The 21,877-nt window shown below is 70.4% G+C and carries 22 protein-coding genes and 1 pseudogene; 11 read left to right on the top strand and 12 right to left on the bottom strand.

The features are described 5' to 3' along the window. Window positions 1-42: 42 nt before the first annotated feature. Entirely contained in the window at window positions 43-1,827 is a 1,785-nt protein-coding gene (gene gcl, locus ACZ69M_RS40475) for a glyoxylate carboligase (protein WP_470057983.1), read from the top strand. A gap of 258 nt (window positions 1,828-2,085) precedes the next feature. Here the strand turns inward: gcl and ACZ69M_RS40480 are convergent, their stop codons facing one another. The 4 genes from ACZ69M_RS40480 to ACZ69M_RS40495 all read right to left on the bottom strand — a co-directional run bounded on the left by ACZ69M_RS40480 (window position 2,086) and on the right by ACZ69M_RS40495 (window position 6,471). Further along, complete coding sequence (locus tag ACZ69M_RS40480; protein WP_054237047.1) at window positions 2,086-2,322, bottom strand: hypothetical protein; 237 nt, start codon at window positions 2,320-2,322, stop codon at window positions 2,086-2,088. Between the two features lie 312 nt (window positions 2,323-2,634). Continuing rightward, window positions 2,635-4,092, bottom strand: a complete 1,458-nt coding sequence (locus ACZ69M_RS40485) for a catalase (RefSeq protein WP_364564285.1) — start codon at window positions 4,090-4,092, stop codon at window positions 2,635-2,637. A gap of 550 nt (window positions 4,093-4,642) precedes the next feature. Beyond that, window positions 4,643-5,569, bottom strand: coding sequence for a 2-hydroxy-3-oxopropionate reductase (locus tag ACZ69M_RS40490; RefSeq protein WP_470057986.1), 927 nt, complete (start codon window positions 5,567-5,569; stop codon window positions 4,643-4,645). 44 nt (window positions 5,570-5,613) lie between these two features. Beyond that, complete coding sequence (locus ACZ69M_RS40495; RefSeq protein WP_470057988.1) at window positions 5,614-6,471, bottom strand: TIM barrel protein; 858 nt, start codon at window positions 6,469-6,471, stop codon at window positions 5,614-5,616. 170 nt (window positions 6,472-6,641) lie between these two features. On the opposite strand from ACZ69M_RS40495, the gene ACZ69M_RS40500 reads away from it, so the two are divergent. From ACZ69M_RS40500 to ACZ69M_RS40530, 7 genes are all read left to right on the top strand, one after another. Beyond that, window positions 6,642-6,893, top strand: a complete 252-nt coding sequence (locus tag ACZ69M_RS40500) for a YkoF family thiamine-binding protein (RefSeq protein WP_054237051.1) — start codon at window positions 6,642-6,644, stop codon at window positions 6,891-6,893. Beyond that, entirely contained in the window at window positions 6,890-7,258 is a 369-nt protein-coding gene (locus ACZ69M_RS40505; RefSeq protein WP_382123558.1) for a helix-turn-helix domain-containing protein, read from the top strand. The genes ACZ69M_RS40500 and ACZ69M_RS40505 overlap by 4 nt, the downstream gene beginning before the upstream one ends. 133 nt (window positions 7,259-7,391) lie before the next feature. Further along, on the top strand, window positions 7,392-7,907 hold the full coding sequence (gene uraD / locus ACZ69M_RS40510) for a 2-oxo-4-hydroxy-4-carboxy-5-ureidoimidazoline decarboxylase (protein WP_470057991.1): 516 nt from the start codon (window positions 7,392-7,394) through the stop codon (window positions 7,905-7,907). Next, window positions 7,904-8,302: a hydroxyisourate hydrolase gene (uraH, locus tag ACZ69M_RS40515; protein WP_470057993.1), complete on the top strand. Its 399-nt coding sequence runs from the start codon at window positions 7,904-7,906 to the stop codon at window positions 8,300-8,302. The genes uraD and uraH overlap by 4 nt, the downstream gene beginning before the upstream one ends. 5 nt (window positions 8,303-8,307) lie before the next feature. After that, on the top strand, window positions 8,308-9,264 hold the full coding sequence (gene pucL, locus ACZ69M_RS40520; protein ID WP_470057995.1) for a factor-independent urate hydroxylase: 957 nt from the start codon (window positions 8,308-8,310) through the stop codon (window positions 9,262-9,264). A 148-nt stretch (window positions 9,265-9,412) separates the two neighbouring features. Next, the gene (locus ACZ69M_RS40525) at window positions 9,413-10,801 is read left to right on the top strand and encodes an 8-oxoguanine deaminase (protein WP_470057997.1); all 1,389 of its coding nucleotides are present in this window, start codon (window positions 9,413-9,415) and stop codon (window positions 10,799-10,801) included. A gap of 222 nt (window positions 10,802-11,023) precedes the next feature. Then, window positions 11,024-12,421: a nucleobase:cation symporter-2 family protein gene (locus ACZ69M_RS40530; protein WP_470057999.1), complete on the top strand. Its 1,398-nt coding sequence runs from the start codon at window positions 11,024-11,026 to the stop codon at window positions 12,419-12,421. A 42-nt stretch (window positions 12,422-12,463) separates the two neighbouring features. On the opposite strand, the gene ACZ69M_RS40535 is transcribed toward ACZ69M_RS40530, so the two are convergent. Both ACZ69M_RS40535 and ACZ69M_RS40540 read right to left on the bottom strand, forming a co-directional pair. Continuing rightward, on the bottom strand, window positions 12,464-13,291 hold the full coding sequence (locus ACZ69M_RS40535; RefSeq protein WP_470058001.1) for a chitosanase: 828 nt from the start codon (window positions 13,289-13,291) through the stop codon (window positions 12,464-12,466). Between the two features lie 157 nt (window positions 13,292-13,448). Beyond that, window positions 13,449-14,948 carry an MFS transporter gene (locus tag ACZ69M_RS40540; protein ID WP_470058003.1) on the bottom strand — a complete coding sequence of 500 codons (1,500 nt, stop codon included), beginning with the start codon at window positions 14,946-14,948 and terminating at the stop codon, window positions 13,449-13,451. Window positions 14,949-15,060: 112 nt separating this feature from the next. On the opposite strand from ACZ69M_RS40540, the gene ACZ69M_RS40545 reads away from it, so the two are divergent. After that, the gene (locus tag ACZ69M_RS40545) at window positions 15,061-15,462 is read left to right on the top strand and encodes a winged helix-turn-helix transcriptional regulator (protein ID WP_470058005.1); all 402 of its coding nucleotides are present in this window, start codon (window positions 15,061-15,063) and stop codon (window positions 15,460-15,462) included. A gap of 21 nt (window positions 15,463-15,483) precedes the next feature. On the opposite strand, the pseudogene ACZ69M_RS40550 reads toward ACZ69M_RS40545, so the two are convergent. The 4 genes and pseudogenes from ACZ69M_RS40550 to ACZ69M_RS40565 all read right to left on the bottom strand — a co-directional run. Continuing rightward, a pseudogene (locus ACZ69M_RS40550) lies at window positions 15,484-15,741 on the bottom strand (acyl-CoA thioesterase); the annotation flags it as partial. A gap of 103 nt (window positions 15,742-15,844) precedes the next feature. Continuing rightward, a complete protein-coding gene (locus ACZ69M_RS40555) occupies window positions 15,845-16,474 on the bottom strand; it encodes a hypothetical protein (protein WP_470058007.1) in 630 nt (209 codons plus the stop codon). 43 nt (window positions 16,475-16,517) lie between these two features. Continuing rightward, complete coding sequence (locus ACZ69M_RS40560; protein WP_470058009.1) at window positions 16,518-17,117, bottom strand: histidine phosphatase family protein; 600 nt, start codon at window positions 17,115-17,117, stop codon at window positions 16,518-16,520. Between the two features lie 90 nt (window positions 17,118-17,207). Beyond that, window positions 17,208-18,416: a pyridoxal phosphate-dependent aminotransferase gene (locus ACZ69M_RS40565; RefSeq protein WP_470058011.1), complete on the bottom strand. Its 1,209-nt coding sequence runs from the start codon at window positions 18,414-18,416 to the stop codon at window positions 17,208-17,210. Window positions 18,417-18,501: 85 nt separating this feature from the next. On the opposite strand from ACZ69M_RS40565, the gene ACZ69M_RS40570 reads away from it, so the two are divergent. Then, a complete protein-coding gene (locus ACZ69M_RS40570; protein WP_470058013.1) occupies window positions 18,502-19,137 on the top strand; it encodes a winged helix-turn-helix transcriptional regulator in 636 nt (211 codons plus the stop codon). A gap of 104 nt (window positions 19,138-19,241) precedes the next feature. Next, window positions 19,242-19,628: a hypothetical protein gene (locus tag ACZ69M_RS40575; protein WP_470058015.1), complete on the top strand. Its 387-nt coding sequence runs from the start codon at window positions 19,242-19,244 to the stop codon at window positions 19,626-19,628. A gap of 128 nt (window positions 19,629-19,756) precedes the next feature. Here ACZ69M_RS40575 and ACZ69M_RS40580 read toward each other — a convergent pair whose 3' ends face one another. Further along, window positions 19,757-20,572: a hypothetical protein gene (locus ACZ69M_RS40580; protein ID WP_470058017.1), complete on the bottom strand. Its 816-nt coding sequence runs from the start codon at window positions 20,570-20,572 to the stop codon at window positions 19,757-19,759. Then, window positions 20,572-21,837 (bottom strand): VWA domain-containing protein, encoded by a 1,266-nt coding sequence (locus ACZ69M_RS40585; protein WP_470058018.1) that lies wholly within the window; start codon window positions 21,835-21,837, stop codon window positions 20,572-20,574. The genes ACZ69M_RS40580 and ACZ69M_RS40585 overlap by 1 nt, the downstream gene beginning before the upstream one ends. Between the last annotated feature and the right edge of the window lie 40 nt (window positions 21,838-21,877).

Genomic DNA, 21,877 nt, shown 5'->3' on the forward strand with positions numbered 1-21,877 from the left:
GCGACGGGAGCGCGAATCCGACAGCCGAAGCAGGAGTACTCCATGGCTCGTATGACCGCTGCCCGCGCGGCAGTCGAGATCCTCAAGCGCGAGGGCGTCAGCGACGCGTTCGGCGTCCCGGGCGCGGCGATCAACCCCTTCTACGCGGCCCTCAAGGCCGCCGGGGGGATCGGCCACACCCTCGCCCGCCATGTCGAGGGCGCCTCGCACATGGCGGAGGGCTACACCCGCACCCGCCCGGGCAACATCGGCGTCTGCATCGGTACGTCGGGACCCGCGGGCACCGACATGATCACCGGCCTCTACTCCGCGATCGGCGACTCGATCCCGATCCTGTGCGTCACGGGCCAGGCGCCGACCGCCGTGATCCACAAAGAGGACTTCCAGGCCGTCGACATCGCCTCGATCGCGAAGCCGGTGACCAAGATGGCGGTCACCGTGCTGGAGGCGGCCCAGGTTCCCGGCGTCTTCCAGCAGGCCTTCCACCTCATGCGCTCCGGCCGTCCGGGCCCGGTCCTCATCGACCTGCCCATCGACGTCCAGCTCACCGAGATCGAGTTCGACCCGGAGACGTACGAGCCGCTCCAGGCGTACAAGCCCGCCGCCACCCGGGCTCAGATCGAGAAGGCGATCGGGCTGCTGAACGGGTCCGAGCGGCCCCTGATCGTCGCCGGCGGCGGTGTCATCAACGCCGATGCCAGTGAACTCCTCGTGGAATTCGCCGAGTTGACGGGCATCCCGGTCGTCCCCACCCTGATGGGCTGGGGTGTCCTGCCCGACGACCACGAGCTGAACGCCGGCATGGTGGGACTGCAGACCTCGCACCGCTACGGCAACGCGACCTTCCTGGAGTCCGACTTCGTCCTGGGCATCGGCAACCGCTGGGCCAACCGCCACACCGGCAAGCTGGACGTCTACACCGCGGGCCGTACCTTCGTCCACGTCGACATCGAGCCCACCCAGATCGGCAAGATCTTCGCCCCGGACTACGGCATCGCCTCCGACGCGAAGGCCGCGCTCGAACTGTTCGTCCAGGTGGCGAAGGAGCTCAGGGCGGAGGGCCGGCTGCCGGACCGCTCCGCGTGGGCCGCCTCCGCCCAGGAGCGCAGGGCGACCCTCCAGCGCCGTACGCACTTCGACGACATCCCGATCAAGCCGCAGCGCGTCTACGAGGAGATGAACAAGGCCTTCGGCCCGGAGACCCGGTACGTCTCCACCATCGGCCTCTCGCAGATCGCCGGCGCCCAGATGCTGCATGTCTACCGGCCCCGGCACTGGATCAACTGCGGCCAGGCGGGACCGCTCGGCTGGACGGTCCCGGCCGCGCTGGGCGTCGCCAAGGCCGACCCGGAGGCCTCCGTCGTCGCCCTCTCCGGCGACTACGACTTCCAGTTCATGATCGAGGAGCTGGCCGTCGGCGCCCAGCACCGGATCCCCTACGTCCACGTCCTGGTCAACAACGCCTACCTGGGCCTGATCCGCCAGGCGCAGCGGGCCTTCGACATCGACTTCCAGGTCAAGCTGGAGTTCGAGAACATCAACTCGCCCGAGCTCGGCGTCTACGGCGTCGACCATGTCAAGGTCGTCGAGGGCCTCGGCTGCAAGGCGATCCGTGTCACCGACCCGGCCGAGCTGGGTGCCGCCTTCGAGCAGGCCAAGAAGCTGGCCGCCGAGTACAGGGTGCCGGTCGTCGTCGAGGCGATCCTGGAGCGCGTCACGAACATCTCGATGTCCACGACGAACGACATCGGCAACGTCGTGGAGTTCGAGGAGATCGCGACCGAGCCGGGCCACGCGCCCACGTCCATCAGGACGCTGAAGGTCTGACGTACGCGTTCCCCGCGTACCGGTCGTGTACGTACCAGGGGCGGTTCACCGTTTGGGTGAGCCGCCCCTCGTGCTGTTCCCCCGTGATCCCCCGTACCCCCGTCACGAGGCCCGCCGCCCCCGTGCCGGCGGGCCTCGTGTGCCGAGAATGCGCCCACCACCGGGGTGAGTTGAAGCCCCTGGGGTCGTGTTCAGAGCTTGATTTGAGGGTTGCGTAGCCGGCGTACGTCCACTGGCGTACGTGTCCGGGGCGTGTGCTCAGTCCTCCGGGAGCTCGAGCTCCTCGAATCCCGGCCAGTGGTCGGGTCCGCCGCCCTGCCAGTCGATGATGTCGGTCTTGTCGACCTCGATCTCGTCCAGGTCGACCTCGGCCCGCCGCAGGATCTCGATGACGTCGTCGAGGTGATAGGCGACACCGAGCGTCTCGTCCCCCGTGGTGACCCGTCGCGAGCCGTCCAGTGCCGGGGCGTGCACGACGATGCTGGGATAGTCCATGCTTTCAGGCTGCTGTGCTCCGGCCGACTCCGCACCCCGGGAGCATGCCGAGGCGCCGGGTACGGAGTCCGTACCCGGCGCCTCGCCCGGTGTGTGACGGGGACCGCGGCGGCCGTGACGGAACCGGGGCGCCTTCCCTCAGGTCGAGAAGGGGGTCCCGGGACCTTCACCACCGCACTGGCTCACATCCGCCGCGGTCCTCGTCGTGCCCGCGTGCCACCGGCGACCACCCCTCATCCGGGTCGCTCGGGTCCTCGCGGGGCGCGCGTCACCGGGCCGACCTCCCGTCTGGCCCGGTGACGCGGTCAGGGGTCAGTCCTCGCGCAGGGCGTGGACCGCTTCCGCCACGCGCCGGCCGTACTCCGGGTCGGCGGCGTGGAAGTGGGCGAGGTTCTTCTCGACGACGTCGTCGCGGGAGACCTGTGCGAGGCCGCCGGCGATGTTGGCGATCAGCCGGGACCGCTCCTCGGCCGACATCAGGCGGTAGAGCTCGCCGGCCTGGAAGAAGTCGTCGTCCTTGGTGTGGAGGGGAGCCTCGTGGGCGCCGGTCCAGCCGGCGACGGCCAGCGGGGCCGACAGCGGGCGGCCGGTCTCGGCCGGGCCGCCGTAGGAGTTCGGCTCGTAGTTCTTGGCGGCGCGGCCCTGCGCGTTGGATGCCATGAAGCCGTCGCGGCCGTAGTTGTCCGCGGTCGTGGCCTTCGGCGCGTTCACCGCGAGCTGGGTGTGGTTGACGCCGAGGCGGTAGCGGTGGGCGTCCGCGTAGGCGAACAGCCGGCCCTGGAGCATCTTGTCGGGGGAGGGGCCGATGCCCGGAACGAAGTTGTTCGGGGAGAACGCGGCCTGCTCGACCTCGGCGAAGACGTTGTCGGGGTTGCGGTCCAGGACCAGCCGGCCCACGCGCTGGAGCGGGAAGTCCTTGTGCGGCCACACCTTGGTGAGGTCGAAGGGGTTGAAGCGGTAGTCCGCCGCGTCGGCCGCGGGCATGATCTGGACGTGGAGGGTCCAGGACGGGCGCACGCCCCGCTCGATGGCCTGGAGAAGGTCCGTCTGGTGGGAGTTCGGGTCCTTGCCCGCGATCTCCTGCGCCTGCTCGGTGGAGAGGCTGCGGACGCCCTGGTTCGTCTTGAAGTGGTACTTGACGAAGAAGGCCTCGCCTTCGGCGTTCGTCCACTGGTAGGTGTGCGAGCCGTAGCCGTTCATGTGCCGGTACGAGGCGGGGATGCCGCGGTCGCCCATCAGCCAGGTCACCTGGTGCGTGGCCTCGGGGGCGTGCGCCCAGAAGTCCCAGACGTTGTCCGGCTCCTGCTTGCCCGTGAACGGGTCGCGCTTCTGGGAGTGGATGAAGTCGGGGAACTTGAGCGGGTCCTTGATGAAGAAGACCGGGGTGTTGTTCCCGACGAGGTCGTAATTCCCCTCCTCCGTGTAGAACTTGACCGCGAAGCCGCGCGGGTCGCGGACCGCGTCCGCGCCGCCCAGGTTGTCGGCCACGGTGGAGAAGCGCAGGAAGACCTCGGTGCGCTTGCCGACCGTGTTCAGGAAGTCGGCGTGGGTGAAGCCGGTGACGTCGTCCGTGACCTCGAAGTGGCCGTACGCGCCGGAGCCGCGGGCGTGCACCACGCGCTCCGGGATGCGCTCGCGGTTGAACCGGGCGAGCTTCTCCAGGAGGTGCTGGTCCTGGAGGAGGAGCGGGCCGCCTGCGCCGGCGGTGGCTGAGTTCTGGTTGTCGGCGACCGGAGCACCGGACTCGGTCGTAAGCACGCGCTTCGACATCGTGGACCTTCCATGCGAGGGGCAGCGGAAACCGACTTCCGCTTTGTGGAGCCTAGGTTTGGGGCGTTCCGAACGTCAACAGTTTGTTGAAATAGGTTGGGTTCCGGGTGGCGCCGCCGCTTGGGCGCGACAGGACAGGTGTCAGCGACGACACCACCCGGAAGTCTCAGAACCACCCCGAGGCACGCGGGCCTGCGCTCGGCATGGCGGGGCTCCGCTCGGCCCAGCGGGCTGCGCCCGACGCATCCGGCCACGCCCGACGTACGGGCTGCGCCCGGGGTGCCGGGGATGCGCCCGGTGTCTCGGGGCCGCGCCCGGCGCACGGGCCTCGACCGCTGTGTCGGGGTTGTGCCCCTCGTGCCGGGGCGGTGCTTGATGCATCGGATCCCGCCCGAGGTGTCGGACCTCGCCCCGCGTGTCTCAGGTCTGCGGCCGACGCATCCGGCCGCGTCCGAGGCGCCGGGGCAGTGCCCGAGCCGTCAGGGGCGCGTCCGGGGCGTCAGGGTTGCGTCCGAGCGGGCGGGCCCCTGACTGGTGTGACGGGGGCGTGTCAGAGGTGGGCGCCTGAGAGGCGCTCCACGGAGCGGAGGAGGGCCGAGTGGTCGAGGCCGCCGTCACCCTGGGCGCGCAGGGAAGCGACGAGCTGGGCGACCACCGAGCCCACCGGCAGCGCGGCGCCGACCGTGCGGGCGGCGTCCGTGACGATGCCCATGTCCTTGTGGTGCAGGTCGATGCGGAAGCCCGGCTTGAAGTCACGGTTCAGGAAGTTGTCCTTCTTCCGCGTCAGTACGGTGGAGCCGGCAAGCCCGCCGCCCAGGACGTCGAGCGCGGCCTTCAGGTTCACGCCGGACTTCTCCAGGAAGACGACGGCCTCGGCGCACGCCTGGATGTTCACGGCGACGATCAGCTGGTTCGCGGCCTTCACGGTCTGACCGGAGCCGTGCGGACCGCAGAGCACGATGGTCTTGCCGAGCGCCTCGAAGAGCGGCTCGGCCTCGTCGAAGTCGGCCTGCTCGCCGCCGACCATGATCGACAGCACGGCCTCGATCGCCCCGGCCTCGCCACCGGACACGGGAGCGTCCAGAACCCGGATCCCCTTAGCGGCGGCCGCCTTCGCGAGGTCCACGGAGGTCTGCGGGGTGATCGACGACATGTCGATCAGCAGCGCGCCGGACCTCGCGTTCTCCAGGATGCCGTCGGGGCCGTACGCGATGGCCTCGACCTGCGGGGAGGCGGGCACCATCGTGATCACCACGTCGGCGTCCCGCACGGCCTCGGCGATCGAACCGGCGGCCGTACCCCCCGCGGCGGCGAGACGCTCCAGCTTGTCCTGTTCCAGCGTGAACCCGGTGACGTCGTACCCGGCCTTGATCAGGTTCTCCGACATGGGGGAGCCCATGATGCCGAGACCGATCCAGGCGACCGCCGGGCGGGCCGGGCGGTTCGGGTGGGAAGAATCTGCAAGAGTGCTGCTCATGAGGGTGCCTCTCTGACTGCTGTGATACGTCGATGAGTTGCCGCTCAGCGGGCGGCCCGGGCCTCCGCCGGCAGCCAGTCGAAGGCCGCCGCGCTCGGACGGTCGCCCGGCTTGTACTCCAGGCCGACCCAGCCCTCGTAACCGGCCTTGCCGAGACGGCCGAGGAGGTCCTCCAGGGGCAGGGTCCCGGTGCCGGGGGCGCCGCGCCCGGGGTTGTCGGCGATCTGCACGTGACCGGTCTTCGCGGCATACCGCTCGATCACCGACGGCAGGTCCTCGCCGTTCATGGACAGGTGGTACAGGTCCATGAGGAACCTGGCATTGCCGAGGCCGGACGCCTCATTGACCCTGTCGACGACGGCGACTCCCGCCGGAGCGCTCACCAGGGGATACCGCGGTGACTCGGGCTGGTTGAGGGTCTCGATCAGGAGGATCGCGCCGTTCCGGTCGGCGGCCCGCGCCGCGAGGACCAGGTTCTCCAGCGCGAGCGCGTCCTGCTCGGCCGCCTCCACGCCCTCGACACGGTTGCCGTACAGCGCGTTGAGGGCCCTGCAGCCCAGCGACCGCGCGAAGTCGGCCGCCACGTCGATGTTGGCGCGGAACCGCTCCGACTCGGCGCCGGGGACCGACAGCGCGCCCCGGTCGGGGCCGGGCAGCTGTCCGGCGTAGAAGTTCAGCCCCGTCAGCCGGACGCCCGCGTCCTCGATCGCCTTCTTCAAGGCGCCGAGTCCGGACCGCTCGGGGGTGGGGGAGTCGACCCACGGCCACCACAGCTCGACCGCGGTGAAGCCCGCCGCGGCGGCGGCCGCGGGGCGCTCCAGGAGCGGGAGTTCCGTGAAGAGGATCGACAGGTTGACGCTGAAGCGATGCTCGGTGGCTGTGCCCCATTCGGAACCCGGCATGTGGCTCGGCGCTCCCTTCCGTGTCGAGACGTTCGCCGGCGAGAGTCGAGACGTCGTTGAATTCCGTATTGCGGAAGTTAGTTTCTGCTTAATGGAAGACTGCCGTCGGGTGTCGAAGCTTGTCAAGAGGCGGCTGCCGGAAAATCGGCACCGCGCAGTAGGTTGAGCGCGTGCGATTGAGAGTGGAGTTCACGACCGAGCCCTTCGACCTCGACGAGGCGCCCCCGCACGCGTTGGTCGCCCGCGAGGTCATCGAGGCGGCCGAACTGGACGCCGTGGACGTCGGCCCGTTCGGCAACACCGCCGAGGGGGACGCGGACGCGGTGCTCACCGCGGTCGACGCGCTGCTGCGCCGGGCTCTGGCGGCCGGCGCCACCAGGGTCTCGCTGCAGGTGAACGCGGTCGGGGAGGGCGATAAGTGACCGGTATCGGAGACGACCCCTTCATCGCGGCGGTCAAGCCGCTGGTCGACGCCATGGGGGGCGAGATGGTGGCGCCCGACCGGGCCGGCCCCGACGATGTCGTGCTCTCCTGGGAGGGTGCGGACGTGGTCGCCGTACGGCTGCCGCAGCTGGCCGACTCGCTCGATCACATTCTGGCCGCCCTGGAGCGCAAGCAGGGCAAGCCGCTGGCCGACCTCGACCGCAAGTCCAAGCAGGAGGTCGTACGGGTGCTCGAGGCCCGCGGAGCCTTCTCGGTGCGGCACGGTGTGGAGACGGTGGCGAGCGCGCTGGGCGTCAGCCGCTTCACCGTCTACAACTACCTGAACCGCGAGAAGGAGGCCTGAGCGCCGGGCTTCGGTGGTCGCCGGGCGCGGGGCGGCGGTTGTTACCTCGATTTTTCAACAAAGTGTTGACGTGGTGTTTCCGAGGGCGTTAGCTAGCCGCAGCCCGTCCAGCACAAGGCCACGGAGGCTTCCCGTGACTTCGAGTACGACACCCGGCGGCCTCGCCCGGTTCAACGCCCTGGAGGAGCACGCGGCCCACGCCGCCCTCCGTGAGGCGTGCGCGTCGAAGGCCTGGGTGCGCACCCTGCTCACCCACCGCCCCTACACCACCCCCGACGACGTCTTCGCCGCGAGCGACGCCGCCATGGCCGAGCTGACCGCCGAGGACCTGGCGGAGGCGATGGCGGGGCACCCGCCGATCGGGCGGCCGAAGCCCGGGGACCCCACCTCCTCCCGGGAGCAGCGCGGCATGGCCGGCGCCTCGGCGGAGCTCAAGGAGGAGATGCTCGAACTGAACCTGGCGTACCAGGAGAGGTTCGGCCATGTCTTCCTGATCTGCGCCACCGGCCGGACCGGCGAGCAGATGCGTGACGCGGTCAAGGAACGGATCGGCAACTCGCCCGAGCAGGAGCGCGAGATCGTCCGCTCCGAACTGGGCAAGATCAACCGCATCCGGCTGGCCCGTCTCGTGGAGGAGGAGAACGTATGAGCACCGACACCACCGCATCCGTGTCCACGCACATCCTGGACACCAGCGTCGGACGCCCCGCCGAGGGCGTCGCCGTCCGGCTCGCGGCCCGTGGCGGCCGCACGGCGGACTGGCGGGAGCTCGGCGGCTCCGCGACCGACGCGGACGGGCGGTGCAAGGACCTCCCGGCGCTGCCGGAGGGGATGACCCACGTACGGCTCGACTTCGAGGTCGAGGCGTACTTCGAGAAGAAGCAAGCCGATGCGCAGCAGGACGCCCCCGCGAATCGGGACAGCGGTGCGAGCGGAGTGTTCTTCCCCGAGGTGACGATCACCTTCGCCGTCAGGCCGGGCGAGCACTACCACGTACCGCTGCTGCTCAACCCGTTCGGCTACTCCGTTTACCGAGGGAGCTAGCAGAAATGACCGACCATTCCCACCGCGGCCGCCCTGTGATGCTGGGACAGAACCAGTACGGCAAGGCCGAGAACCGCGTCGTGAAGATCACCCGCGACGGCGCGACGCACCACATCAAGGACCTGAACGTGTCCGTGGCGCTGAGCGGCGACATGGAAGAGGTCCACTACTCGGGCTCCAACGCGAACGTCCTGCCGACGGACACCACCAAGAACACGGTGTACGCCTTCGCCAAGGAGTACGGCATCGAGTCCGCCGAACAGTTCGGCATCCACCTCGCCCGGCACTTCGTGACCTCGCAGGAGCCGATCAGGACCGCGCGCATCCGCATCGAGGAGTACGCCTGGGAGCGCATCGAGACCTCCGACGCCAACTCCAGGTTCATCGGCGCCGACGACGTCAAGCACTCCTTCGTACGCAAGGGCCAGGAGACCCGGGTCACCCAGATCACCTATGACGGCTCGTCGTGGGAGGTCATCTCGGGGCTGAAGGACCTCGTCGTGATGAACTCGACGAACTCCGAGTTCTGGGGCTACGTCAAGGACAAGTACACGACGCTCCCCGAGGCGTACGACCGCATCCTGGCCACCCAGGTCTCCGGCCGCTGGCGCTTCAACTGGACCGGCGACGAGCAGAAGATGCCCAACTGGGAGAAGTCCTACGACCAGGTCAGGAAGCACATGCTCCAGGCCTTCGCGGAGACCTACTCCCTGTCGCTGCAGCAGACCCTGTACCAGATGGGCTCGCGGATCATCGAGAACCGCAGCGAGATCGACGAGGTCCGCTTCTCCCTCCCCAACAAGCACCACTTCCTGGTCGACCTCAAGCCGTTCGGGCTCGAGAACGATACCGCCGATGGGGCTGTGTACCTCGCGGCCGACCGGCCCTACGGACTGATCGAGGCCACCATCCTGCGCGACGGCTGCGAGCCGCACATCCCGGTGGACCTCACCAACCTCTGAGCCGGCCCCTGCTCCAACCTCTGCGCCGGCCGGCCTCCGAGGCCTCGGCGAAGGCCCCTCCTTCGGCACCCGTGGCGTCGACAGCCGCGGCACTCAAACCTCCTAGGGTCCTGCCGTGCCCACCCCTCGAATCGAAGAAGGACGCACCATGGCAGCATCGGCAGAAATCCGGCGCATCGTCATCGAGAACTGTGCGATCGCGACGGTGGACGCGGGCGACACCGAGTACGCGTCGGGCCATGTCGTCGTCGCGGACGACCGCATCGAGTCGCTCGGCGCGGGCAGGGCCCCGGAGGGCCTGGAGAACGTCGTACGCCGTATCGACGCCACGGGCCACCTCGTGACCCCCGGCCTGGTCAACACCCACCACCACTTCTACCAGTGGATCACCCGCGGCCTGGCCACCGACCACAACCTCTTCAACTGGCTCGTCGCGCTCTACCCGACCTGGGCGCGCATCGACGAGCAGATGGTGTCCGCCGCCGCACAGGGCTCCCTCGCCATGATGGCCCGCGGCGGTGTCACCACCGCCATGGACCACCACTACGTCTTCCCGCAAGGCTCCGGCGACCTGTCCGGCGCCATCATCCGGGCCGCCCGCGAGATGGGCGTCCGCTTCACCCTCGCCCGCGGCTCCATGGACCGCAGCGAGAAGGACGGCGGGCTGCCGCCGGACTTCGCCGTCGAGACCCTCGATGGCGCCCTCGCCGCCACCGAGGCGACCGTCGACGAGCACCACGACCCCTCCTTCGGCGCCATGACCCAGGTGGCCGTCGCACCCTGCTCGCCCTTCTCCGTCTCCACCGAACTTATGCGTCAGGGCGCCGAGTTGGCCCGCCGCAAGGGCGTACGACTGCACACGCACGGCTCGGAGACCGTGGAGGAGGAGCAGTTCTGCAAGGAACTGTTCGGCATGGGCCCGACCGAGTACTTCGAGTCCACCGGCTGGCTCGGCGAGGACGTGTGGATGGCGCACTGCGTCCACATGAACGACTCCGACATCGCCGCCTTCGCCCGTACGAAGACCGGTGTCGCCCACTGTCCCTCGTCCAACGCCCGCCTCGCGGCCGGTATCGCCCGCGTCCCGGACATGCTCGCGGCCGGCGTCCCGGTCGGCCTCGGCGTCGACGGCACCGCCTCGAACGAGTCCGGTGAACTCCACACCGAACTGCGCAACGCCCTTCTCATCAACCGCCTCGGCGCCCACCGCGAAGCCGCCCTGAACGCCCGTCAGGCGCTGCGCCTGGGCACCTACGGCGGCGCGCAGGTCCTGGGCAGGGCGGCGGAGATCGGTTCCCTGGAGCCGGGCAAGCTCGCCGACCTCGTGCTGTGGAAGCTGGACACCCTCGCGCACGCCTCGATCGCCGACCCGGTGACCGCGCTGGTCTTCGGCGCGGCGGCCCCGGTCACGCTCTCGCTCGTGGGCGGCGAGCCGGTGGTGGAGAGCGGCCGGCTCCTGCACGTCGACGAGGACGTCATCGCCCGCGCCACGCGGGAAGAGGCGCAGCGCCTCGCGCGGATCGCCGCGGGGGCCTGACCCGCTGAAAGACTCCGGCCGAGGGGGACGGCCCTCGGCCGGTAGCCGTGGACCCGAGCGGGGTCCATGGCGGCCGTCTCCGGGGCGTGCATGGACGTGCGCGCCCCGGAACGGTCACCTTTACCCTTTTTGAGGGGTTCCGTCCCTCGGTCCCGCACGACCGCGCACCACCTCCTGAAACCCACGTCGGAGCCGACGTGTTACCCGCCCGGAGGAGCCGCCGTGACCGCCCACCCCGTCGACGAGAAACTGCCCGCGCTCAAGATGGCCACCACGGGCCTGCAACACGTGGCCGCCATGTACGCCGGAGTCGTCGCCCCACCCCTGATCGTCGGCGCCGCCGTCGGTCTGTCCCCCACCGAGCTGACCTTCCTCACCGGCGCCTGCCTGTTCACCGCGGGCCTCGCCACCTTCCTCCAGACCCTCGGCGTCTGGAAGATCGGAGCGCGGCTGCCGTTCGTCAACGGCGTCACCTTCGCGGGCGTCGCCCCCATGACCGCCGTCGCCGCCTCCACCAGGGACAAGTCCGACGCCCTGCCGATCATCTTCGGCGCGGTGATGGTCGCGGGCGTCCTGGGCTTCGTGGCGGCTCCCTTCTTCAGCAAGGCCGTCCGTTTCTTCCCGCCCGTCGTCACCGGCACCGTCATCACCCTCATAGGTGTCTCGCTGCTGCCGGTCGCCTTCGGCTGGGCGCAGGGACCCGATCCCGCGGCGCACGACTACGGTTCGCCGACCTACCTGGGCCTCGCGGCGGCCACGCTCCTGCTCGTGCTGCTGCTGCGCCGCTTCACCCGTGGTTTCGTCAAGCAGATCGCCGTGCTGCTCGGCCTGGTCATCGGCACGCTGGTGGCGATCCCGTTCGGTGTCACGGACTTCGGTCCGGTGACCGACGCGGACGTGGTCGGCTTCCCGACGCCGTTCCACTTCGGCGCCCCGCAGTTCCAGCTCGCCGCGATCCTCTCGCTGTGTGTGGTCATGGTGGTCTCGATGACCGAATCGACCGCGGACATGCTGGCGCTGGGCGAGATCGTCGAGCGTCCGGCCGACGAGCGGACCATCGCGGCGGGCCTGCGCGCGGACACCCTCGGCTCGGCCCTCAGCCCGCTCTTCAACGGCTTCATGTGCAGCGCCTTCGCGCAGAACATCGGGCTGGTCGCGATGACGCGGATCCGCAGCCGGTACGTCGTCGCCACCGGCGGCGGTTTCCTGGTGCTGATGGGCCTGTGCCCGATGGCGGCGTCGCTGATCGCCGTCGTACCGCGCCCGGTCCTCGGCGGGGCGGGCGTCGTCCTGTTCGGCTCGGTCGCGGCCAGCGGCATCCAGACCCTGGTCAGGGCCGGCCTGGAGAAGGACAACAACGTCCTGATCGTCGCCGTGTCGCTGGCCGTCGGGATCATCCCGATCACCGCGCCGGACTTCTACCACGCGTTCCCGCAGACGGCGCGGATCGTCCTGGACTCGGGGATCTCCACGGGGTGCGTGGCGGCCGTCCTGCTCAACCTCGTCTTCAACCACCTGGGCCGGAACCGGGACGACGACGAGGTCACGGCCCCGATGGAGCCGGGCGAGGAGATTTCGGACCGGCGCACCGGTCCCGGCCCCGCGGTGGTGGGCGCGTAGCGGGCCGGGCCCGGCCCCGCACCCCGGGGCCGGGTCTCGGTCTCAGCCGATGTGGTAACTGTCCCCGTACACCTTCCAGTTCAGTGGCGGATCGAGATTCAGGTTCCGCTTCTGCAGGAACACCCGCTGCTCGGTGTCGACCCGGGTCGTGTCGGAGTGGGCCTCCTCCTGCTTCATCGCCCAGACGCGCGCGTCGAGGAAGGCGTTCAGATACGTCACCTCGTTGCCGCCCTGGGCCGGCGGCTTGGCCTTGGTCAGGGCACGCCTGCGGATGTTGCTGAAGCTGGTGCTGTCGCCGCCGTCGCCGTGCATCACGATGGCGTCGTAGTAGGTGAACTGGCCGAGGACGCCGATGCCGTCGGTCTTGCCCTGGGCGACGGCGGGGTTGAAGTAGACCCGGTCCCGCTCGTCGTTCTGGGCCTGCTGGAACGCGGTGTCCTGGGCGGCCTTGCGCCAGTCGGCGGGGAAGCCCGGGTCCAGGCCCTGGTGCGAGTCGCCGCCGTTCACCTTGCGCAGGGCGGGCAGGTACTTGGCGAGGACGTTGCCCGGCTTGCGCTGGGTGTACAGCTCGACCAGGTCCAGCATGTCGCCGGTGCCCGAGCAGAAGCCGATGATGCCGGCCGTGTAGCCGCGCCCGTCACCGATGTCCTCGATGTACTTGTACTGCGCCTTCCAGTCCAGCGAGGAGTTCTCCGCGCTGGAGACCAGCTTCATCGCGATCTCCTTCTTCGCCGGGTCGTCCAGACCGCCGGAGGCGGCGGCCTGGGACTGGGTCGCGAGGAGGGGGCCTGCCACCAGCGAGGCTCCGATCAGCGTGAGCAGGGTGCGCCGTGAGGTGTGGAGCTGGGGACCTGTGTGGGGGGTGTGCACGGTACCTCCGATGAGGGGAGTGTTGCGTCCACGTACTGTTAGGAAAGTTTCCTACCAGAGATTGAGGGCGGCGTACACCCGCCCAGCGAGACCGAGTTGGCGCTCCCTCAGCGGCTGCCGGGGGCCCCTGGGGCGGGGGACGGGCGCGCAGTCCTGGTCAGGACCGGTCGCGAGGAGAAAGGTGCGTCATCAGTCGCTCGGGCCGCGCGGAGGAGATGTGCGGGACGTGTCCCCGCCCCGGCCGCAGGACCGTCGCCGCCAGGACCAGGGCCGCCAGCGCGATCCCGGTGGCCACCGTGAACGCCAGTCGGTATCCGTCCGCCGTGGCCGCCACGGCCCCCTCACCGCCGCCGGTCAGGCGCTCCGTACGACTCGCCGCCAACGTGGTCAGCGCGGCCAGCCCCAGCGAACCACCCACCACCTGCGTGGTGTTGAAGAGTCCGGAGGCCAGTCCCGCGTCCTCCTCCCGGGCGCCCGTCATGGCGAGCCCCGTCACCGCGGGCATCGCGGCCGCGAAACCGGCGGCGAGCAGCAGCATCGCCGGCAGTACGTCGGCGACGTACGAGCCGTCGGCCGGGGCCCGGCTCAGCAGGGCCATGCCCGCGGTGATGAGGAGGAGCCCGGCGAGCAGCACCCGGTACGGTCCGAACCGGGCGATCGTCCGCGCGGACAGGGTCAGCATCAGCACCCCGATCGCGACCGGCGCCGGGAGGAACGCGGTGCCGGTGGCCAACTCGCTGTACCCGAGGACGCGTTGGAGGTAGAGCGCACCGATGTACTGGAAGCCGAACATCCCCGCGACCATCAGGATCTGCACTCCGTTGGCGCCGCTCAGTGCGCGGGAGCGGAAGAGCCGCAGCCGCAGCAGCGGACGGGCTGCCCGCGCCTGACGCAGGACGAAGCCGACGTAGAGACCGAGCGTGACCACGACCAGGGTGAGTGTGGTCCCCGGATTCCGGTCGCCGGCGCCGACGATCGTGTACACCGTCAGCATCAGCGCGCCCGTGACCAGCGCCGCCCCGGGATAGTCGGCGCCCTTGCCGAGCCCGACTCCCTGGTCCGGGGCGAGGATCCGGATCGCGGCGAGCCACGCGGCCACTCCGATCGGCAGGTTGATCAGAAAGATCCAGTGCCAGCCGGCCGTCTGGGTCAGCGCCCCGCCGAGAAAGGTGCCGAGCGCTCCGCCCGCCGCGCCGACCGCGCTGAACACCGCGATGGCGCGGGCCTGTTCACGCGGTTCGGGGAAGAGCGCGACCAGCATGCCGAGGACGACGGCCGAGGTCATCGCCCCGCCGACACCCTGAAGGGCGCGGGCCGCGACCAGCAGGCCCCGGTCGGTGGCGACCCCGCACAGCACGGACGCCGCCGTGAACACCACGAGCCCGGCGGCGAACATCCGCCTGCGCCCCACGAGGTCCCCGAGCCGGCCCACGAGCAGCAACAGTCCCCCGAACGGGATCAGATAGGCGTTCACCACCCAGGCGAGCCCCGGCCCCGAGAACCCCAGATCACTCTGGATCGCGGGCATCGCGACGGTGACGATGTTCCCGTCCAGGATCGTCATCAGGGTGCCCGCGCACAGGACGACGAGCGAGGCCCAGCGGGAGTGGGTTCGGGATACCCGCGGCTCGGACGGTGACTCGGTCCGGAACGGCATGACGACGACCTCCGTGTATGCGATCGCGTATGCGACGCGTTTCCATAGGTGCACGACTTGTAACGGGGTACATCGTGAGTGACCATGGAGATCGGTATAAGGAGGCACCTCAATGTCCCAGGGGAACACCGGTGTTACCCCGCAGGTCGTGCACGCGCAGGCGTGCCCGGTCCGCGAGGTTCTTGACAGGGTCGCCGGGAAATGGAGCGTGCAGATCATCGTGGCCGCGGCGCACGGCCCGATCCGCTTCACCGAACTGGAGCGCAGTATCGATGGCATCAGCCGCCGCATGCTCACCCTGACGCTGCGCAATCTGGAGCGCGACGGACTCCTCACCCGTACCGTCCACCCGACGGTCCCGCCCAGGGTCGAGTACGAACTCACGCCGGTGGCCTACGAGTTGCACGCCACCCTGCTGTCTCTCACGGACTGGGCGGAGCGGCACCGCGTCACGATCGCCGAGTCGCGCGCGGCCTACGACGCGCAGCACAGCCCGGAGCTGCTGGACGCGTAGACCGCGCCACGCGGGCTGGGCTCAGAGGCCGAAGACGCCCGGACCGGTGGCCAGCGCGCGGAAGTACACGCGGGGGTCCGCGACCAGCCTGCGCTCCTTGAGGTCCAGCAGCTCACCCACCGCGGTGAACTCGGCGGCCACCGTGCCGTCCGCCTTCCGTATCGTCTGCCCGATCCGGTAGGTCTTGCTCTCACCCCAGCTGAACGCGCAGGTCACTTCGGTCCGGTCCCCCGCACGCAACTCCCGCAGATAGCGGATGGTCGTCTCCAGGGTCACCGGGCACGGAAAACGGCTCAGTCACCACATTCCCTTCTTCGACCGTGCGTACGACGGCCGGAACGGACGTCACTCTACTGAGGGGTGGAAGGAGGGCCGCGGGACCTCACGCCCGCCGGGGTGAGGCCAGCACGTACCGCGCTCCCGTACGCGGCTCCGTGTGCTCGCCGACCTGCCAGCCCGCCTTCTCCAGCGTGGCCGCGCAGGCCCGCAGCGCCTCGGCGTCCGGCTCGCGCACGGCGACGGCCTCGGGCTGCGGAGTCGCCCGCACCCGATAGCCGGGGCCTTCCCCTGCCGCGGGGCGGTGCCCGGCGGCTTCCAGGGCGAGTGCGGCGGCCTGCACCAGATGCGTACGCTCCCATCCGCACGGACGGTCCACCGACCCGTCCCGATGGGTCATCCGCCGCAGCTCCAGCAGCCCCTGCCAGGCACTGTGCACCTCGCGGGTGCGGGAGGGGCCGCGGGCGGCGTTCTCCTCGCCGCCGATCCGCGCGGCGAACACGCCCGAGTCGGCGGGGGCGGCGGGAGGCTCAGGGGCCGCCGTCGGCTCGGGCGCCTCCCGTATCCGGTGCCCGGCGGGCGTCAGGAAGTGGTCGTGCGGCGGTCGCGGATGCCGGAAGGCGAGCCCCCGCTTCACCAGCGCGGCGAGCTGCGCGTCCGTCCCCTTCAGCCGCCCGGTCACCGGATCCGCCGCATCGATGACACGCCGCTGCGCGACGGTCGGCGTTCGTGTCATGACGGCACCCCTTTCCGTACCTCGGCCGCAGCGCACTCGAAGACTACGACGGGGGTCTGACATTCCAGCCGGCCACGACGGGGCGCCGATGCTCGGTGCTCAGCCGGCTCACCGTCCCGGTGGCGAGCTGGAACAACGCGCCGTCCGAAGCCCGCAGCCCCAGCCGCCGCGCGGTCAGCACCCGCAGAAAGTGCCCGTGGGAGATCAGGACGACACTGCCCTCCGCCTCGGCGAGCGCCGCGTCGACCTTGGCGAGCATCCGTTCCGCCCGTGCCCCGACCTGCTCCGGGCTCTCCCCGGGATGCTCCGGAGGTCCCGGCGCGACCCCGTGGTCGAACAGGAACCAGTCGGGCCGGGTCCGGTGGATCTCCACGGTCGTGATCCCTTCGTACCCGCCGTAGTCCCACTCGCACAGGTCCGCGTCGACCCGCGCCCCCTCGAGCCCGGCCAGCCGCGCCGTCTCCCGCGCGCGCTGCATCGGGCTCACGAACGCCGCCGCGATGTGGTGCGAGGCGACCAGCGGGGCCAGCCGCCTGGCCTGCTCGCGGCCGTTCTCCGTCAGCGGGATGTCGGTCGATCCGGTGTGCCGCCCGGACAAGGACCACTCGGTCTCGCCGTGCCGCACGAGGAGCAGGTCACCCATGGCCGACACCCCTCTCCGCTCCTGTCACTCCTTCCGTACGGTGTCATCGCCCCCGGCGGTCCGCAGGTCGGAGTGCGCCATACGGCGGCCCTACTGCCGATACCCGCCAAGGAACCGTCCGATCCGGCTGATCGCCGCGTCCAGGTCGTCGGCGTGCGGGAGGGTGAGGATGCGGAAGTGGTCGGGGCGGGGCCAGTTGAAGCCGGTGCCCTGGACGACCTGGATCTTCTCGCGGAGGAGGAGGTCCAGGACGAACTTCTCGTCGTCGTGGATCTTGTGGACCTCGGGGTCGATGCGGGGGAAGGCGTACAGCGCTCCCTTGGGCTTGACGCAGGAGACGCCGGGGATCTCGTTGAGCTTCTCCCAGACACGGTTGCGCTGTTCGTGGAGGCGGCCGCCGGGCGCGGTCAGCTCCTGGATGGACTGGCGGCCACCGAGCGCGGCCTGGATGGCGTACTGGGCGGGCGCGTTGGGGCACAGCCGCATGGAGGCCAGCATGGTCAGGCCTTCCAGGTAGTTGCGGGCGTGCTGCTTGGGGCCCGTCACCACCAGCCAGCCCGAGCGGAAGCCCGCCACCCGGTACGTCTTGGACAGGCCGCAGAAGGTGAGGACCACCAGGTCGGGGGCGAGCGCCGCGGCCGAGTGGTGGACCGCGTCGTCGTACAGGATCTGGTCGTAGATCTCGTCCGCGAAGACCATCAGGCCGTGCCGGCGGGCGAGGTCGAGGATGCCCTCGATGATCTCCTGGGGGTAGACCGCGCCGGTCGGGTTGTTGGGGTTGATGATGACGACCGCGCGGGTGCGGTCGGTGATCTTCGACTCCATGTCGGCCAGGTCCGGGTACCAGTCCGACTGTTCGTCGCAGAGGTAGTGGACCGCCTTGCCGCCCGCCAGGGTCGTGACGGCCGTCCAGAGGGGGAAGTCCGGGGCGGGGATGAGGACTTCGTCACCGTCCTCCACCAGCGCCTGGACCGCCATGGAGACCAGTTCGGAGACGCCGTTGCCGAGGAAGACGTCGTCCACGCCGACCTCGAGGCCCCGTTCCTGGTAGCGCTGGGCGACCGCGCGGCGGGCGGAGAGGATGCCGCGCGAGTCGGTGTAGCCGTGCGCCTGCGGCAGCATCCGGATCATGTCCTGGAGGATCTCCTCCGGCGCCTCGAAACCGAAGGCCGCGGGGTTTCCGGTGTTGAGGCGCAGCACGCTGTGGCCTGCCGCCTCCAGTGCGTCGGCCTGCTCGATCACCGGGCCGCGGATCTCGTAACAGACCTCGCTGAGCTTGCTCGACTGCCGGAACTCCATGCGCTGTGCCCTCCGGTTCGTGGTGTTGCTTGGTTTTACCAAGTGAGTGCTTGGAAAGTCCAACAACATGTCTAGACTGCGTCGCATGTCACCTCGCCGAAGCTACGACCAGTACTGTTCCGCGGCCCGAGCGCTCGACGCCGTCGGTGACCGCTGGACCCTCCTGATCGTCCGCGAGCTGCTCGGCGGCCCGCGCCGCTACACCGATCTGCACGCGGATCTGCCGGGCGTGAGCACGGACGTCCTCGCCTCCCGGCTCAAGGACATGGAGCGCGACGGACTGACGACCCGGCGCCGGCTGCCGCCGCCCGGCGCCGCCTACGTCTATGAACTCACCGGCCGGGGGCGGGAGTTGCTGCCCGTGCTGCAGGCGCTCGGTGAGTGGGGCGCGCACTCGCTGGGCGAGCGTGGGGCCACGGACGCCGTACGGGCGCACTGGTTCGCGCTGCCGCTGCTGCGGGGCCTGGCGGGGGAGAGCGCCGAAGGGCTGGTCGAAGTCCGCCTGGAAGAAGGGGAGTTCCATGTGTGGCTCGGCGCCGGGGAGGGGCCCGTGTACGGAGACGGCCCCGCCCCCGAGGAGCCGGACGTCCGGTTGAGCCTGGACACCGGGACCTGCGCTGAGGTGAGTCGCGGGATCTCGACCGTGCTGGACGCGGTGCGTGCGGGCCGGATCGAGGTCACGGGGGAGAGCACCCTCGCCAAGGTGCTGCGCGGGGACTGACGCCGCTACGGTCCCCGTAGCCGCCGCGTGCCGCTCGCGCCAGACACTTCCAGCGCGTTCGAAAACATTGCGGGCGGCGGGGCGGCGGCCACAGGGTGACTCGCATGCGTATCAAGAAGCCCCTGGCGGTGCTCTTCAGCGCCGCGGCGCTCGCCGTCGGCCTCGGGACCACCGCCGCGCCCGCCGCCTCGGCGGCGGGCGGTTGCTGGTACAGCGGGAGCCACTGGTGGTGCGACAACCGCTCCGGCGCCCCGGTCTACGGCTACAAGGACCTGGCCCGGTTCTACCCGGACTCCAGCCGCATCGTCGGCCACATGTACTCCAACCCCAGCTGGTTCGAGTGCCGTTACGACGGCGGCAACCCGGACGAGTACGTGGGCGGCCCGCATCCCTACCGCTGGGAGTGGACCGAGGCCGACAACGGGCAGTACGGCTGGATGAAGGACACCGCCATCGGCAGCGAGACCAACACCCTTCCGGCCTGCTGGTAGCCGGGACACACCTCTCGCCCCCAGCACCTCACCGGACCGGAACCCGGGCGGGGGACGAGGCCCGCCGTGCCGAGGGGGCACGGCGGGCCTTCGCCGTCACGGAGCCGTCACGGACGTCCTACGTGTGCCTACGCACCCGGCGGCACCCGGGAAGGCCGTCCCGACCCCCGGGTCAGCGCGTACCCGCCGATGCCCGCGAGCGCCGCGAGGATGCCGCCGATCGCGGTCCACACCCAGCGGTCGGACCACCAGCCGGAGGACCAGCCGTCGTCGGGCTCGATGGACGACAGGGCGGCCGTCGACGAACCGGAGCCCGAGTCGGACTTCCCGGCGCTCGTCGCGATGCCCGGCACCAGCGGCTTCGCCAGCGAACCGTCCACGGCCGCCGACCCGCCGATGTCCTTGGAGTCGACCTTGACCTCGGCCTCGACCGGCAGACCCAGGTCGGAGGCCTGCAGCCCGGTGACGGTCAGCCGGACGTAGTACGTGCCCGGCAGCGGGTCGTTGGCCCAGGTCTCCGACCAGGAACGGACCGTGCGCAGGGTGCAGGCCAGTTCCACGGAGGCCGCGTCCTGCGCCGCCGTCCGAGTCTGTGCCCCGTACTGGCAGGCCTGGCGGCGCCGCAGCCCGTCGTAGACGTCGAGCTGCCAGGTCTGGCCTGCGTGCCGCGTGGAGGCCTCCGGCAGCTTCACCGTCGCCTTCACGGTGGGCCGCTGCCCGGCGTCCGCGGGGAACGACCAGTACAGATAGTCGCCCGTGGACCCGCTGGCGGTGGCCTGCCGGCCCTGCTCGATCTCGGTCGCCGTACGGAACGACGTGCCGGCCTGGGTCGGCGCGGCGCTGTCGCCCGAGGGGCTCGCGGAGGGCGAGGAGTCTGCCGCGGCGGGCGCCGCGGCGATCCCGAGCAGCAGCAGGGCGGTGCTCAACACTCTTGTGACACGCATCAGTTGGTCCTCCAGACCGCGATCCGCAGGCGCGAGACCCAGCCCCACAGCACACCCGCCAGGAAGCCGGTGAGCACGAGGGCGCCGAGCAGCCACCAGCCGCGGCCGAGGCCGAAGGAGGCCACGTCGCTCGCCTGGTCCGGCCCGTCCACGACGTCGACCGTCAGTTCCACCGGCATGCCCGGCGTGGTCTTCACGCCGCTCGCCGCCGAGAAGGAGTTGGACACCTGGAGACACACGGTCTCGGCGGGGGCGTTCTCGTCGTCGCTCTCGGCCTTGGGATAGCGCAGACCCGTCGAGATGACGTCGGTACGGCCGTTGCCCGCCGCCTCGCCGCGCACGATCTCACGCCCGTGCACGGTGACGGCGCGCAGCAGCACCCCGTAGTCCGGGTTGACCTCGCGGTCGGCCGCGACGCTCACCGAGGCGCGCAGTTCCTGGCCCGGCTTGACGTCCACGCGGTAGTAGCGGTGCTGCCCGAACTCTTCGCGGTCCGTGTACAGCCCGGACTTCAGCGTCGGGGCACTCGTGCAGGCGGTGGCGCCCTCCACGGCGACCGGCGTCACCACCGGGTCGGCGGCGCGCTTCACCAACTGACCGACACGGTCGGTGAGTTCTTCCTTGTGCTGGACCGAGGTGTAGGTGCCCCCGGTCGCGTCCGCGATGCAGCTGAGCTGGTCGCGGGTCTTGGCGTCGGGCACGAGCCCGAGGGTGTCGATGGTGAGCCCGATGCCCTTGGCGGCGATCTCGCGGGCCACCTCGCACGGGTCGAGCGGCTGGCAGGTGTCCTCGCCGTCGCTGATCAGCACGATCCGCCGGGTGCCGTTGCCGCCGTCGAGGTCGCCGGCCGCCTTGAGCAGCGCGGGACCGATCGGCGTCCAGCCGGTGGGCGTGAGCGTTGCGACGGCGGTCTTCGCCTCCGTGCGGTTCAGTGTGCCCACCGGGTACAGCTGGGCGGTGTCCTTGCAGCCCGTCTTGCGGTCGTTGCCGCGGTAGTTGGCGCCGAGGGTCCGTATGCCGAGCTGGACCTCCTCGGGTGTCGCGTCGAGCACCTCGTTGAACGCCTGCTTCGCCGCGGACATGCGCGACCCGCCGTCGATGTCGCGCGCCCGCATCGAACCGCTGACGTCCAGCACGAGTTCGACCTTGGGAGCGGCCTGCTCCGCCGTTTCGTCGGCGACCGCTCCGGTCGGGAAGGCGATCCCGGCCGTCAGGGCGGCGAGCAGGGCGCAGACTCCTGCCGCCAGCCGTTGTCTTGTGATCATCGCAGGATCCTATGGAGCAAAGGTGCCGGGCTTCAAAACG

The sequence above is a fragment of the Streptomyces sp. NPDC107454 genome (genome assembly GCF_055582885.1).

What these genes read in the sequence shown, in the direction of transcription:
- ACZ69M_RS40545 (WP_470058005.1), top strand. Translation starts at nt 15,061, where the DNA reads ATGTCCCAGGGGAACACCGGTGTTACCCCGCAGGTCGTGCACGCGCAG.
- ACZ69M_RS40490 (WP_470057986.1), bottom strand. Translation starts at nt 5,569, where the DNA reads ATGAGCAGCACTCTTGCAGATTCTTCCCACCCGAACCGCCCGGCCCGC.
- ACZ69M_RS40570 (WP_470058013.1), top strand. Translation starts at nt 18,502, where the DNA reads ATGTCACCTCGCCGAAGCTACGACCAGTACTGTTCCGCGGCCCGAGCG.
- ACZ69M_RS40580 (WP_470058017.1), bottom strand. Translation starts at nt 20,572, where the DNA reads ATGCGTGTCACAAGAGTGTTGAGCACCGCCCTGCTGCTGCTCGGGATC.
- ACZ69M_RS40480 (WP_054237047.1), bottom strand. Translation starts at nt 2,322, where the DNA reads ATGGACTATCCCAGCATCGTCGTGCACGCCCCGGCACTGGACGGCTCG.
- ACZ69M_RS40485 (WP_364564285.1), bottom strand. Translation starts at nt 4,092, where the DNA reads ATGTCGAAGCGCGTGCTTACGACCGAGTCCGGTGCTCCGGTCGCCGAC.
- uraH (WP_470057993.1), top strand. Translation starts at nt 7,904, where the DNA reads ATGAGCACCGACACCACCGCATCCGTGTCCACGCACATCCTGGACACC.
- gcl (WP_470057983.1), top strand. Translation starts at nt 43, where the DNA reads ATGGCTCGTATGACCGCTGCCCGCGCGGCAGTCGAGATCCTCAAGCGC.
- pucL (WP_470057995.1), top strand. Translation starts at nt 8,308, where the DNA reads ATGACCGACCATTCCCACCGCGGCCGCCCTGTGATGCTGGGACAGAAC.
- ACZ69M_RS40525 (WP_470057997.1), top strand. Translation starts at nt 9,413, where the DNA reads ATGGCAGCATCGGCAGAAATCCGGCGCATCGTCATCGAGAACTGTGCG.
- ACZ69M_RS40585 (WP_470058018.1), bottom strand. Translation starts at nt 21,837, where the DNA reads ATGATCACAAGACAACGGCTGGCGGCAGGAGTCTGCGCCCTGCTCGCC.
- ACZ69M_RS40575 (WP_470058015.1), top strand. Translation starts at nt 19,242, where the DNA reads ATGCGTATCAAGAAGCCCCTGGCGGTGCTCTTCAGCGCCGCGGCGCTC.
- ACZ69M_RS40565 (WP_470058011.1), bottom strand. Translation starts at nt 18,416, where the DNA reads ATGGAGTTCCGGCAGTCGAGCAAGCTCAGCGAGGTCTGTTACGAGATC.
- ACZ69M_RS40555 (WP_470058007.1), bottom strand. Translation starts at nt 16,474, where the DNA reads ATGACACGAACGCCGACCGTCGCGCAGCGGCGTGTCATCGATGCGGCG.
- ACZ69M_RS40540 (WP_470058003.1), bottom strand. Translation starts at nt 14,948, where the DNA reads ATGCCGTTCCGGACCGAGTCACCGTCCGAGCCGCGGGTATCCCGAACC.
- ACZ69M_RS40495 (WP_470057988.1), bottom strand. Translation starts at nt 6,471, where the DNA reads ATGCCGGGTTCCGAATGGGGCACAGCCACCGAGCATCGCTTCAGCGTC.
- ACZ69M_RS40560 (WP_470058009.1), bottom strand. Translation starts at nt 17,117, where the DNA reads ATGGGTGACCTGCTCCTCGTGCGGCACGGCGAGACCGAGTGGTCCTTG.